The sequence below is a fragment of the Ruegeria sp. K11 genome (assembly GCF_056531905.1).
Map to the genome: position 1 here is coordinate 127,269 of NZ_JBQFMP010000003.1, position 13,571 is coordinate 140,839.

Genomic DNA, 13,571 nt, shown 5'->3' on the forward strand with positions numbered 1-13,571 from the left:
ATGGGAAAATCGACCTTCCGACGTCTGATGGGATCGGCGATCTGCGCCGCTTTTTTGGTCGGCTGCGCGCCGGTCGGGCCGGATTTTGTTCGGCCAAACTCTCCGGTCGTGAAACAGTGGATCGAGGTCAACAGCCCCGATGCCAATGCCAGCGGACTGACATCGCGCAGCGCGCCCGTGGTGAAATGGTGGGAGACATTCAACGATCCCACCCTGAACACACTGATCGCCGAAGCCTATGCCCAAAACCTGACATTACAGGTGGCCGGAGCCCGCGTCTTGCAGGCCCGAGCCCAGCTTGGCATTGCTTTCGGAGAGCTTTATCCGCAGTCGCAGGCCATCGGAGGCTCGATTGAACGGCGTCAGATCAGCGAGAATTTGGGGCCGATTTCCGACATCAACCGGATCATTCCTTTGGACACCGAGTTTTCGACCTCGCAGGTCGGGTTCGATGCGCAATGGGAACTGGACATCTGGGGGCAGCAGCGGCGCGGCGTACAGGCCGCCCGGTCCAATCTGGCGCTGCAGGTTGCCAATTACGACGACGCTTTGGTGACACTGACCGGGGATGTGGCCGCGCTCTACATCAACATTCGGGCCGTGCAGGAGGGTCTTGGTGTCGCGCGCGAGAATATCAGGCTGCAACAAGAATCTGCCGACCTGACTCAACTGCGGTTCAACAACGGTGTCACGACCGAGCTGGACGTGCAGGAATCCACCGCCTTGCTGAACAACACCAAGGCCGTTGTGCCACAACTGGAAACCGAGTTGCAGCAGGGCAAGAACGCGATGGCGGTTTTGCTGGGCACCACACCATCGCGGGTGAACAGCATGCTCAGCCGCTCGGGGACCATCCCATCGGCGCGGTCCAATGTCGCCGTGGGCGTTCCTGCTGAATTACTGCGGCGTCGCCCGGATGTGCGGGCGGCAGAGTTGGCCGCCGCAACGCAATCGGCGCAGGTGGGAATCGCGCTGGCCGATCTGTATCCGCAGTTCATCCTGTCTGGGTCGATCGGGCTGCAGGCCTCGGGCGGGCGCGATCTGTTTTCGTCCAACAGCACGACCGGGCTGGCCAGTGCCGGGGTCGTCTGGAACGTTCTGAATTACGGACGGATCAAGAACAACGTCCGGGCGCAGGACGCGGCGTATCAGGCGTTGATCGCCAATTACCAGAATACGGTCCTGTCCGCCTATTCCGAGGTTGAAAGCGCCATGGTCGCTTACTCCGAGGCCCGCAAACAAGTCACATTCTACCAACGCAGCGTCGAGGCATCGCGCAAAGCCTCTGAAATAGCGGTCAATCAGTACCGCGATGGCATCGCCGACTATTCGCGGGTCCTGAACACGCAAACCGCGCTGCTGCGATCCCAATCCAATCTGATTCAGGCGCAGCAAGAGGTCTCGGCCAATCTGGTGTCCGTTTACAAAGGGCTGGGTGGCGGCTGGCAAATCCGGCAGAATCAGGAGTTCCTGCCAGAAACGGTTCTGGCCGAGATGGCATACCGCACAGACTGGGGTGATCTGCTGGAGCAGGCCCCGACACGCGCCAGCCTGAACTAGGGATTATTTGGTCAACCCGCGCAGGCCGCCCGAGATCAGGATATTCACCTCGTATAGAATACGCGGAGCCGCCAGCCCGCCGGGGCTGGCCAGGTAATTCGGGCTCCATTCCGGGTCGAATTTCTGCTTGAACGACCGTAGCCCCTCAAAATGATAGAACTGTTCGCCATGCTCGTAGACGAACCCGCCGATCCGGTTCCAGAGCGAGGCCAATTGCCGGTTTTCAATTCCCGAAAACGGCGCAGCACCCAGCGAAAACCAGTGAAAGCCCTGCTCGGACCCCCATGACATCATCTCGGCAAACAGCGCGTCCATCACAAAGCTGGGGCTGTCGGGCTCATATCGCATCAGGTCCAGCGACAGTTCCGACTTGTTGCCGCCCTGAAACAGATTGGCAAAGGCCATGATCTTGCCCGCTTCGTTACGCAGGACCGCGTGGTCAAAATAGGACAGGTACTTCTCATCAAACCCACCCAGCGCAAATCCCTTTTCCTCACCCGACTTGCCCGACAACCAGTGATCTGAAATAGCCTTCAACTCTGGCAGAGCCGGCGCAAGATCCTGTTTCGGAATGATCTCGAAAACATAGCCCTCGCGCGCAGCGCGGTTCCTGGCCTGACGGAAGCGTTTGCGCGATTTGCCGTCCAATGTGAAGTCCTTGAGCGGGACCCGCGCGACCTCGCCGATTTTCAGAATCGACAGGCCCAGATCAAGGAAAGTCGGCAAGTATTTGGTCGACACGCTGTAGAAGGCGCACAGCTTGCCCTCGCGGTCAGCCCGTTCGCGCAACTGCCAGATCAGCTGTTGGCCTGCCGCCTCGTCGCCTACCGGCTCACCTTTGGTAATCAGCGCGTTGCCGGTATCGGCATAGGCGAGGAATGCGCTGTCATCCGGCGCAATCAGGAATTGCTTGTCTCCGGTCAGCGAGATTTGGGATTCGGTGTCCTCACACTCCATCACCAACCGTTCGACCACTTCGGGGATCTCTGTGCGGACTGGTGCCGGTATCTCGCGCCCGAACAAGGAATTCACAGCGACCACACCAAGGATCACGGCCACCACAAGGCTGGAGCGCAAGAACCGCGAAGCATCCCCGTTCCAGGCAAATTCCCACCACAAGGCGTTTTGGTATTCGACATGCGAATAGGCAAACAAACCGACCCAGAAGATCACCGCAAGCAGCGCGACCACGCTGACCAGCCAGGGGATATTCAGACGAAACACCGACGCGCCGCTAACCCGGTAGAACGCATCGCGGAAACTCGCCAATAGCGCGATGGTCGCCAGCATCGAAAGCGCCTCATGCGTGTCCAGCCCCTTTGCCAGCGAGGCGGCAAACCCCGCCACCATCAGCAACATGGCGACAATCCACGCGCGATAGAGCTTGCGGAACAATCCGCGCGAGACCAGCAGCAGCAGGACCCCCACGGCGCTGCCCAGCAGATGCGAAGCCTCGACAAAGGACAGCGGCAGGACCTCTCGCAGAACGCCCAGCTTTTGCGAGCTGCCCGGCAATGCGCCCGAGACCAGCAGGATCACCCCCGCCACTGCGGCCACCCCGGCAGCGACCATCGGAATGATCGGGCGGATCGCGCGGTAAAGCCATGTCGCCGCGCCGCCAATCCGACGTCTGTGATGGATGGCCGATGCCCCCGCGATTGACACGGTGGCAATGCCAAACGGCAGGAAAGTATAGACGGCGCGATACAGCAAGAGCGCGGCAATCACATCAGATCGGCCCGATGCGCCGAGGCCCGCGATTAACGTGGCCTCGAACACTCCGATACCACCCGGCGCATGGCTGATGATCCCAACGGCGATGGCCGCGATATAAATCGTGAAGAAATATGGAAACCCAACACCCAAATCATCGGGCATCAGAACATACAGGGCCATAGACGCACCGAACAAATCGCCAACGGCGGACACGGTCAGCAATCCCGCCAGCTTGCCCCCGGGCAGGTTAAATCCAAACCCGCCATAGCCCAATCGGCGCCCGCCACTGGACAACCAGACAAACAGCCCCGCCAGTGCCGCCAGCAGACTCAGGCCGATCACCGTCTCGACCGTCTCGCTGATCGGCACAACCTTGGCGACACCGTCGGGATGGAAGGTCAGCAGCAATCCCAGCAGCAGCACGAACCCCATCCAGAACGCCACCCACGACGTGGCAATCACCCCCGCAACACGCCCCAGATCCAACCCGAGCGAGGCATAAATCCGGTACCGGATGGCCGTACCCGTGATGTAGGAAAAGCCCAGACAATTGGACACCGCATATCCGCTGGCCCCGGCGAGCCCAGCGACCGGCAAAGGCACTTTGCCATCAGCTACACTCTGCACGGCCAGGACGTCGTAAAAGGACAACGACAGAAAGCTGACGGCGGTCCAACACAGCGCAAAGAACATGAGCCGCCAGGATGTTCCTGCAATGTCGGTCTGAACATCCGACCATTTCACATGCACCGAGAGGTCATGCAGCACAAACAGCGCCAGCAACGTCACCAGCACCGGCACGGCGATCTTGACCAACGGCCTCTCCAAAAGCGCCGTGACGCGCGCAGCCATGCGTGCCACGCGCGACTCGTCCTGTGCGATGTCTGAGTTCATTGCGAACGCCCCTGCCCCATTGCCACTGACCATGCCGATTTGTCTAAGCATCCGTTCAGAACGGCTTTGGGCCAGAGCTTTGCACAGATTCGGTCGATGGCAAAGATCAAGGAAACGTCAGTCATGTTCGCCCCTTACGCGTAGACAGCAGCAGATTGGTTTCAGACCGTGTTACTCCGTCGATCCGCCGGATCTGGAACAGAACCTCATCCAACTCGACCAGAGTTTCAGTACCGATCTCGGCAATCAGATCCCAACTGCCGTTGGTGGAATGAACCGCCCTGACCTGCCGCATAGCCGCGATGCGAGACATGATCCGCTCGGTGCCACGCCCCTCGATCTCCAGCATCATCAAACCTCGAACGGGGCTTTCCGAAACGGCCTGTCGGGTTACCACGGTGAAACCGACAATCTCGCCGGACTGCTTGAGCCGGTGCAACCGGCTGCGCACCGTCGTCCGTGTCACGCCCAGAACATCAGCCAGTTCCGACAGCGACGCCCGGGCATCCCTGTGCAACGCATTCAGCAGCTTGTTATCCAGTTCGTCCATATTTCTTTACCAAAACGAAAGCTCGCATTTCATTTTGAGCATTTTGCTCTCTTTTCGCAACCCAACACGCGCCCATAGATAGGCTTATGGACAAAAGAGACCTCATACTGATCGGCGCCCCCATGGACGCCGGAAAACGGCGGCAAGGATGCCGCATGGGACCTGACGCCTATCGTGTGGCCGGGCTGGCCGAAGCGCTGACCGATCTGGGCCACGCCACACGGGATGTGGGGGATACGCAACCGGATCCGGTGGACACACCCGATCATCCGCACCTGTTTGCACTGCCCGACTGCGTCGGCTGGACCCGCGCACTTAGCCGGGCGGCGCAAGAGGCCGCGCAAGACGGGCTGCCCATTTTTCTGGGTGGGGATCACGCCCTGTCGATGGGAACCGTTTCCGGCATGGCGGCGCATGCGCACGGTATCAACAGACCTCTGTTCGTTCTGTGGCTTGATGCGCATAGCGACTTCCACACTCCAGACAGCACCGCCAGCGGCAATCTGCATGGCACGCCCGTGGCCTATGTCACCGGTCAGCACGGGTTCGAGGCCTTCCCACCATTGGCCGCCCCGGTCCCGACACACCGTGTGGGCATGATCGGGTTACGGTCCGTCGATCCGGCCGAACGGGCGCGGCTGGAAGAAGACAACGCGATGCTGGCTGACATGCGTACCGTGGACGAACACGGTATCAAAGCCCCGCTGCTGGCTTTTCTCGACAAAGTACGAGCGGCCAACGGGCTGCTTCACGTGTCACTGGATGTCGACTTCCTCGACCCATCCATCGCGCCCGCAGTCGGTACGACCGTACCCGGTGGCGCGACCGTACGCGAAGCCCATCTGGTGATGGAGTTGTTGCACGAAAGTGGCCTTGTCTGCTCGCTGGACCTGGTCGAACTGAACCCCTTTCTTGATGAACGCGGCCGCACCGCGAAACTGATGGTCGACCTGACGGCATCCCTGTTCGGCCGCCGCATCTTTGACCGCCCGACCCGGAGCTTCTGATGACCCAACCCTCTGACAAAGCCCTCGTCCCTTTTGTATCCGTCGACAACATGATGCGACTGGTGCATCACGTGGGCGTCGAACGCATGATCACCGAAATCGCAGATCAGATCGAAGCCGATTTCAAGCGCTGGGAAAGCTTTGACAAAACCCCGCGCATCCCGGCCCATTCTCCCCACGGCGTGATCGAGTTGATGCCAACCTCGGATGGCGAGGCCTATGGGTTCAAATACGTCAACGGCCACCCCAAGAACACCTCGGAAGGGCTGCAGACGGTAACCGCATTTGGATTGTTGGCCGATGTCTATACCGGCTATCCGACTTTGTTGACCGAAATGACCCTGCTAACGGCCCTGAGAACGGCGGCGACCTCTGCGCTGGTGGGACGCTATCTGGCCCCTAAACACGCGACAACCATGGCCATGATCGGCAATGGCGCCCAATCCGAATTCCAATGTCTTGCCTTCAAAGCAATGTGCGGGATCAAGACTGTCCGGCTGTATGACACGGATCCAAACGCGACTCAGAAATGCGCATCCAATCTTCAAGGAACTGGTCTGACAGTCATCTCCTGCACAACGCCCGAAGATGCCATCGAAGGCGCACAGATCATCACCACATGCACGGCAGACAAGAAATACGCCACGATTTTGACCGACAACATGATCGGCCCGGGGGTTCACATCAATGCCATCGGCGGCGATTGCCCCGGCAAAACCGAGCTGCACCGTGACATCCTCTTGCGGTCTGACATCTTCGTCGAATACCCGGAACAAACCCGTATAGAAGGCGAGATCCAGGCTCTGGAACAGGATCACCCGGTGACCGAACTGTGGCAGGTCATGACCGGCACAGCCAAAGGCCGCACGGACGACCGCCAAATTACTCTGTTCGACAGTGTCGGCTTCGCAATCGAAGATTTCTCATCCTTGCGTTACATCAAAAGAGCCATCGAAGGCACGGATTACTTTACAGCTCTGGATATGCTCGCGGATCCAGACGATCCACGGGATCTGTTCGGTATGCTTATGCGGGCCACATAACATCCGCAAGGTAAGGGGGCTCTGCCCCCGCCGCGGCAAGCCGCGTCTCCCCCGGGAGTATTTTTTGAAAAGATGAAGAGAATACCTGTACTTCATCTTTTTCAAAATACTCCGGAGCGCGAGGCAGAGCCTCGCAAAAAACTACCCGGCAAGCGACGGCAGATACAATACAATCCCCGGAAAGGCTACGAGCAACGCGATCGTCATCGCATCCGCAAGGAAGAATGGGGTTACGCCTTTGAAAACGTCCTGGACGCTCAGATCCGGTCGGACGCCTGCCACAACAAAACAGTTCAATCCTATCGGTGGGGTGATCAGGCAGAACTCGGCCATTTTCACAACCAGAATACCGAACCAGATGGCACACATTGGTCCGGACATGCCAAAGGCGCTTTCCGCTGCGCTGACAGTTTCACCACCGTTGAGAGCCATCACGGCAGGATAGACGACCGGTAACGTCAGAAGCAGCATTCCGATCGCATCCATGAACATGCCAAGCACAGCATAAGCCAGCAGGATGCAGATCAGAATTAGCATAGGCGACATGTCCAGCGATGTGATCCAGTCGGAAAACGCGCCCGGCAGATCCGCGAATCCCAGGAACCGGACATAGATCAGCACGCCCCAGATGATCGCGAAGATCATTGCTGTCAGTTTAGCGGTTTCAAGCAGCGCCGATTTGAATTGCTGCCAGCGCATCCCGTGAAACAGGGCAAAGCAGAACACGATGAATGCCCCAATTGCACCACCTTCGGTCGGTGTGCCCCAGGCCTGATCGCCAAACGGATTGTAGACAAAGCAGATGATGATCAGGATGACGGCAACAATGGGCAGCGCCCCCGGCAGGGCGGCAAATCTCTGTTTCCATGTAAATCCGGTGACCGGGGGGCCTACGGATTTGAACACAACAGCAATACCTACGATCAACAGACCGTAGATCAAGGCAGAGAACGCGCCGGGAATGAACCCCGCCAAAAGCAGTTTGCCCACATCCTGTTCGACAATGATCGCATAGATCACAAGGATCGCCGAAGGCGGGATAAGCGAGGCGAGTGTGCCGCCGGCGGCAACGACGCCTGCAGCAAAGCGTTTGTTGTAACCTACGCTCAGCATTTCGGGAATGGCGATACGGGCAAAAACGGCCGATGTTGCCACCGATGCGCCGGACACAGCTGCAAAACCGGCCGTGGCAAAAATCGTCGACACTGCCAACCCGCCCGGAACCCAGGCGACCCATCGTTTGGCCGCCTCGAACAGGGCTCGTGTCAGACCGGCGTAATAGGCCAGATATCCAATTAGGATGAATGTCGGGATCAGGCTTAAGGTATGCGAGGCGACCTTGGAATGCGGCACCTGCCCGGCTGTTTTTACGGCCACGGTCAGCGCCTTGCCGAACCGGTCGGGATCATAGCCGAACTTGGCCCAGAAAATCCAAACCAGACCGATCAACCCGGCCAGACCGGCAGCGAAGGCCACGCGCATCCCCACAACAACCAGAACCAGCAACCCACCGGTCACCCAAAGGCCAATGTCAATTGTATCCATGGGTCAGGCTTGCCCTTCGAATTGCTCGGCTTCCGCTGCGGCCTGAGCAGCGGCATCCTGCACCAACGGTACGGCGACCGGGCTTTCAAGGCCAAGAAGGAAGGCGCGGCCATAGCCCCAGACCTGCACCATCAGGCGTGCGCAAAGCACCGAGAAAGCAATCGGCGCCAGTAACTTGGCCGGCCAGATCGGGATGCCGATATCAATGGAGCTGTCGCGGCTCCACAAAGGCGCGCCAAAGTCGAAAGAGCGGTCGAAATGGGACCAGCTGCCCCAGACCAACGCCAGCATCAGAAGCAGGATCAACAGGACCGAGATCAGCTCGAACAGCCAAAGTGCACGTCCCTTGAGACGTGAGATCACGATGTCCATTCGGATATGCCCGCCATCCCGCTGGACATAGGATATACCGAGAAAGGCGATCAGCGGCATCGCTTGTTCGATCCAGTCCACATATCCGGGAAGCGGCGCGTTGAAGGCGTTGCGCCCGCTGACAGAAACAACTGCCAGCACCATCAGCCCAAAGACCGCCATACCGCTGATCAGCGCCAGCACGCGTTCGAGTTTTAACAAGCTGTGATCCAGACGGCTGAGTCGACTGCCGTCTTCCAGCACCGTGGCCTGTCCTGCCATCGCGGTGATCCTTTACTTCGACAAGCTCCGGGCGCCTGGAAAGCGCCCGGTTCTGCGCGATCAGTTGCCGCCGCGCTGCTGTTTCAGAGTCGCCTGAACAAGATCATAAAGATCCTGTGCCGGAAGACCTTGCGAAGACATGGTGGCGATCCATTCCTCGCGGATGGGATCAGCGGCTTTGGTGCGGAATTCGTCGATCACCGACTCGTCGATACTGACCTTTTCGACGCCTTTTTCGGCCAGAACGCCATCCCACTGCTCAAGTAGCCCGGCATAGTTTGCCAGATAGTGATCAATGGCCTCGTCGATCGAGCTGTTCAGAGCCTCGCGATGATCTGCAGGCAGAGATTCATATGCGTCGATGTTCACGACCACCGGGCAATTCACCGTGCCGGGGTTGAGGTTGGCCGTCCACCAGTCGGCCTCGTTAATGGTACCGAAGGACAGATGCGCATGCTGGGCGAAGGCGACGGTGTCAACAACGCCCGATTCCATCGCATTAAACGCTTCGGTCGCTGGCACGGATGTCGGGACACCGCCCACGGCCTCGAATGCCTGACCAAGACCACCTGTGGCACGCACCCGCATTCCGTCAAAATCCGCAAGCTTGTCGCGCGGATCACCGGTGCCGACCAGATTATACTGTGGCATGGGCGAGGTCATGATGATGCGCGCATTCCACTGCGCCATCTCATCTTTGACGGCCGGATGATCGTATACGGCGTGGCTAACCGCAACCTCTTCGTCCAGCGTGTTCACGCCGAGGAAAGGCAGTTCCAGAACGGTGATCGCGCGGTTCTTGTCCCGGTGATATCCGGCGCAGAACTGTGCCATCTCAAACGCCCCGATCTCGATCCCATCCAGGTTTTCGCGCGGCTTGGACAGACCACCATAGCTGACATTGATGGTGAACTCTCCATCGGTTTTCTCGCTCACCAGCTCTGCCAGCTTTTCCACATGTTCAGTAAAGGCGCGACGTTTGCCCCAGACCGATGCGTTCCATTCGGTTGCTGCAGCCTCGGTTACAAAAGCCGCCGCCAAAGCGGCCACAGCGGCGCCGCTCAACATCTTTTTCATCATGAAGTCTCCCTTTGGTGCGCCCCTTTCCCGAGGCGCTTGGACTTCAAGCTAGCGCCAACATAAAAATGTGCCAACCCCTGCTGCCTCTTTACCGAGCGACAGGCGGGATGTGTCATGCGCTAACAACCTGAAGATGCGTTTTAGATGCAGATTATTGTCGTTTCTCGCGGCCTGACTCAAACACTTGTCAATGACATCTATGTTTCGGCAAATTAACGTTTTTCTATAAATTTTTTCACATACATTTACAGTTTAGACCATAGATAAGAAATTTATTTACAAACTAATCCATAGATTTCGGTAATTTATTTCCTTGTTTTCATATCTCCGTATTATTCGGTATTGGGAGGAAGCGGATCGACATTGCCGGTTCTGCGGGCAAGAAAGATCCTACGAATTTCAGTCCTAGAGGGAGGAGCCTCAGAATGACCACCGCTGTTCCGGCAGATGCCAAAGTTTATCCGCCAAACGCAGAAACCGTGGCGCGCGCGCATGTCGATGCCGAGAAATATGACCAGATGTATGCAGCATCTGTGGCCGACCCCGAGGCTTTCTGGGGCGAGCAAGGCAAGCGTGTCGACTGGATCAAGCCCTTTACGCAGGTCAAGGACGTCAACTACGATTTCGGCTCGGTCAAGATCAACTGGTACGCGGATGGTACACTGAACGTATCCGCCAACTGCCTGGATCGCCACCTGAAAACACGCGGCGATCAAACAGCAATCATCTGGGAGCCGGACGATCCAAAGGACCCCGCCCAGCACATCACCTATGCCGAGCTGCATCGCCGCACCTGCCGGATGGCCAACATTCTTGAATCGATGGGCGTGCGCAAGGGCGACCGTGTGATCATCTATCTGCCGATGATCCCCGAGGCCGCCTATGCCATGCTGGCCTGTGCGCGCATCGGCGCGATCCATTCGATTGTCTTTGCCGGTTTCTCGCCGGATGCGCTGGCCGCTCGGGTAAATGGCTGCGACGCCAAGGTTGTCATCACGGCAGACGAAGCGCCCCGTGGCGGGCGCAAGACGCCACTCAAGTCGAACGCCGATGCCGCGCTGCTGCACTGCAAGGACACCGTGAAGTGTCTGGTAGTCAAGCGTACCGGAGGCCAGACCACATGGATCGACGGCCGCGACTTTGACTATAATGAAATGGCGCTGGAGGCCGACGATTACTGCGCCCCCGCCGAGATGAACGCCGAAGACCCGCTGTTTGTGCTCTACACATCCGGCTCGACCGGTCAGCCCAAAGGTGTTGTACACACAACCGGCGGCTATCTGGTCTATGCCTCGCTGACGCATGAGGTCACGTTCGACTATCACGAGGGCGACGTGTACTGGTGTACTGCGGATGTGGGCTGGGTCACGGGCCACAGCTATATCGTCTATGGCCCGCTGGCCAATGGCGCGACCACGCTGATGTTCGAAGGCGTGCCGACCTTCCCCGATGCGGGCCGGTTCTGGGAGGTTTGCGCCAAGCACAAGGTCAACCAATTCTATACCGCTCCCACCGCGATCCGAGCGCTGATGGGCCAGGGCAACGAATGGGTCGAAAAGCACGATCTGAGCGATCTGCGCCTGCTGGGCACCGTTGGCGAACCGATCAACCCCGAAGCGTGGAACTGGTACAATGACGTGGTTGGCAAAGGCAAATGCCCCATCGTGGACACATGGTGGCAGACGGAAACCGGCGGCCACATGATGACCCCCCTGCCCGGCGCGCATGCGCTCAAGCCCGGCTCGGCCCAGAAACCGTTCTTTGGCGTTCAGCCTGTGGTTCTCGACCCTCAATCGGGTGTCGAGATCAACGGCAACGGTGTCGAGGGCGTTCTGTGCATCAAGGACAGCTGGCCCGGCCAGATGCGCACCGTTTGGGGCGATCATGAGCGGTTCGAGAAGACCTATTTCTCGGATTACAAAGGCTATTATTTCACCGGTGACGGTTGTCGTCGCGACGAAGACGGCGATTACTGGATCACCGGTCGCGTCGATGACGTGATCAACGTCTCGGGCCACCGTATGGGCACCGCCGAAGTGGAAAGCGCGTTGGTCGCGCATGCTGCGGTCGCCGAGGCTGCCGTTGTGGGTTATCCCCATGAAATCAAAGGGCAAGGCATCTATTGCTATGTCACCTTGATGAATGACCGTGAGCCTTCGGATGATCTGCTGAAAGAGCTGCGCACTTGGGTCCGGACCGAGATCGGTCCGATTGCCTCGCCCGACGTCATTCAGTGGGCCCCGGGCCTGCCCAAGACCCGTTCGGGCAAGATCATGCGCCGTATCCTGCGCAAGATTGCCGAGAACGACTTTGGCGCGCTGGGTGATACGTCAACACTGGCCGATCCGTCGGTTGTCGATGATCTGATCCAGAACCGGGCGGTGAAATAATGACCATCGCAGCGACAACAACACCAGCCGCGTTGATCCTTCTCGGCCCTCCGGGTGCCGGGAAAGGCACACAGGCGCGGATGCTCGAGGACAAGTTCGGTCTGGTTCAGTTGAGCACCGGAGACCTGCTGCGCGCAGCGGTCGCAGCCGGAACCGAAGCAGGCAAGGCGGCAAAGGCCGTAATGGAAGCGGGTGAACTGGTCAGCGACCAGATCGTCATCAACATCCTGCGCGACCGCATGGCCGAGCCCGACTGCGCCAAAGGCGTCATTCTGGACGGCTTTCCGCGCACCACGGTTCAGGCACAGGCTTTGGATGACCTGCTGTCGGAAAGCGGACAGAAGATCAATGCTGCCATCAGCCTCGAAGTCGAGGACGCGGAGATGGTGACCCGAATTTCTGGTCGCTACACCTGCGCTATGTGCGGTGAAGGCTATCACGACACGTACAAGGTACCTGCCGTCGAAGGCAAATGCGACAACTGTGGCAGCACCGAATTCAAGCGGCGTGCGGATGACAATGCGGAAACCGTGGCTTCGCGGCTGTCGGCCTATCACGCACAGACTGCGCCGCTGATTGACTATTACCAGGGTCAGGGCGTTCTGAAACGCCAACCGGCCATGGGAGAGATCAACGCAATCGCGAACGATCTAGAAACGATCGTCGGCGAAGCGATGTCCTGAAAAGGGGGGAGATAAGCCTTAGGGCTTTGATCCCAAAACAGAATACTTCGAAGGACCCGCCTTGGCGGACCAGAGAAGTTTTGTCTGACGTCACGGGGCGTCTGGCACAATCGAGAAGCGGCCCAACGCACTGGAGGAGTTGGGCAACGGGCCGCCCAACGAGAAAGCGAAGGAGGAACCGCATGGCGGATCAATCTACAAACTCCGCGCAGGCTGCCGAGTCCGACAAGGGCTATTGGCAGGCCAACCTGCGCCTCATCTACATCAGCCTCATCATTTGGGCGCTGGTCTCGTTTGGATTCGGCATTCTGCTGCGTCCGCTGCTGTCGGGCATCTCCGTCGGAGGTACAGATCTGGGCTTTTGGTTCGCTCAGCAAGGATCGATCCTGGTCTTTTTGGTGCTGATCTTCAACTACGCCTGGCGCATGAACAAGCTGGACGCTGAATACGGCGTCGACGAGGAGTAACAG

General features: G+C 58.6%; 11 protein-coding genes. 6 read left to right on the forward strand and 5 right to left on the reverse strand.

From position 1 onward, the window contains the following. The gene (locus ACR0K4_RS05660; protein WP_480853190.1) at positions 1-1,560 is read left to right on the forward strand and encodes an efflux transporter outer membrane subunit; all 1,560 of its coding nucleotides are present in this window, start codon (positions 1-3) and stop codon (positions 1,558-1,560) included. A gap of 3 nt (positions 1,561-1,563) precedes the next feature. On the opposite strand, the gene mprF is transcribed toward ACR0K4_RS05660, so the two are convergent. Together mprF and ACR0K4_RS05670 are read right to left on the reverse strand one after the other, a co-directional pair. After that, complete coding sequence (gene mprF, locus ACR0K4_RS05665) at positions 1,564-4,170, reverse strand: bifunctional lysylphosphatidylglycerol flippase/synthetase MprF (RefSeq protein ID WP_480853191.1); 2,607 nt, start codon at positions 4,168-4,170, stop codon at positions 1,564-1,566. A 121-nt stretch (positions 4,171-4,291) separates the two neighbouring features. Beyond that, complete coding sequence (locus tag ACR0K4_RS05670) at positions 4,292-4,720, reverse strand: Lrp/AsnC family transcriptional regulator (RefSeq protein ID WP_480853192.1); 429 nt, start codon at positions 4,718-4,720, stop codon at positions 4,292-4,294. Positions 4,721-4,806: 86 nt separating this feature from the next. Between ACR0K4_RS05670 and rocF the strand changes: the two genes are divergently transcribed. Both rocF and ACR0K4_RS05680 read left to right on the forward strand, forming a co-directional pair. Beyond that, on the forward strand, positions 4,807-5,727 hold the full coding sequence (gene rocF / locus ACR0K4_RS05675) for an arginase (RefSeq protein WP_480853193.1): 921 nt from the start codon (positions 4,807-4,809) through the stop codon (positions 5,725-5,727). After that, positions 5,727-6,770, forward strand: a complete 1,044-nt coding sequence (locus ACR0K4_RS05680; protein ID WP_480516347.1) for an ornithine cyclodeaminase — start codon at positions 5,727-5,729, stop codon at positions 6,768-6,770. The genes rocF and ACR0K4_RS05680 overlap by 1 nt, the downstream gene beginning before the upstream one ends. 141 nt (positions 6,771-6,911) lie before the next feature. On the opposite strand, the gene ACR0K4_RS05685 is transcribed toward ACR0K4_RS05680, so the two are convergent. From ACR0K4_RS05685 to ACR0K4_RS05695, 3 genes are read right to left on the reverse strand one after another with little or no spacing between them, the layout of a single operon-like run. Next, positions 6,912-8,315 (reverse strand): TRAP transporter large permease, encoded by a 1,404-nt coding sequence (locus ACR0K4_RS05685; RefSeq protein ID WP_480853194.1) that lies wholly within the window; start codon positions 8,313-8,315, stop codon positions 6,912-6,914. A gap of 3 nt (positions 8,316-8,318) precedes the next feature. Further along, complete coding sequence (locus tag ACR0K4_RS05690) at positions 8,319-8,948, reverse strand: TRAP transporter small permease subunit (RefSeq protein WP_480516343.1); 630 nt, start codon at positions 8,946-8,948, stop codon at positions 8,319-8,321. 60 nt (positions 8,949-9,008) lie between these two features. After that, a complete protein-coding gene (locus tag ACR0K4_RS05695; RefSeq protein WP_480516341.1) occupies positions 9,009-10,025 on the reverse strand; it encodes a C4-dicarboxylate TRAP transporter substrate-binding protein in 1,017 nt (338 codons plus the stop codon). Positions 10,026-10,453: 428 nt separating this feature from the next. Here ACR0K4_RS05695 and acs point away from each other — a divergent pair, with 428 nt between their 5' ends. From acs to ACR0K4_RS05710, 3 genes are all read left to right on the forward strand, one after another. After that, entirely contained in the window at positions 10,454-12,418 is a 1,965-nt protein-coding gene (gene acs / locus ACR0K4_RS05700) for an acetate--CoA ligase (RefSeq protein ID WP_480516339.1), read from the forward strand. Beyond that, positions 12,418-13,101: an adenylate kinase gene (locus ACR0K4_RS05705; RefSeq protein ID WP_480853195.1), complete on the forward strand. Its 684-nt coding sequence runs from the start codon at positions 12,418-12,420 to the stop codon at positions 13,099-13,101. Before acs ends, ACR0K4_RS05705 begins: the two co-directional genes overlap by 1 nt. 182 nt (positions 13,102-13,283) lie before the next feature. Continuing rightward, positions 13,284-13,568 (forward strand): DUF4212 domain-containing protein, encoded by a 285-nt coding sequence (locus tag ACR0K4_RS05710; protein WP_480516335.1) that lies wholly within the window; start codon positions 13,284-13,286, stop codon positions 13,566-13,568. Positions 13,569-13,571 lie beyond the last annotated feature (3 nt).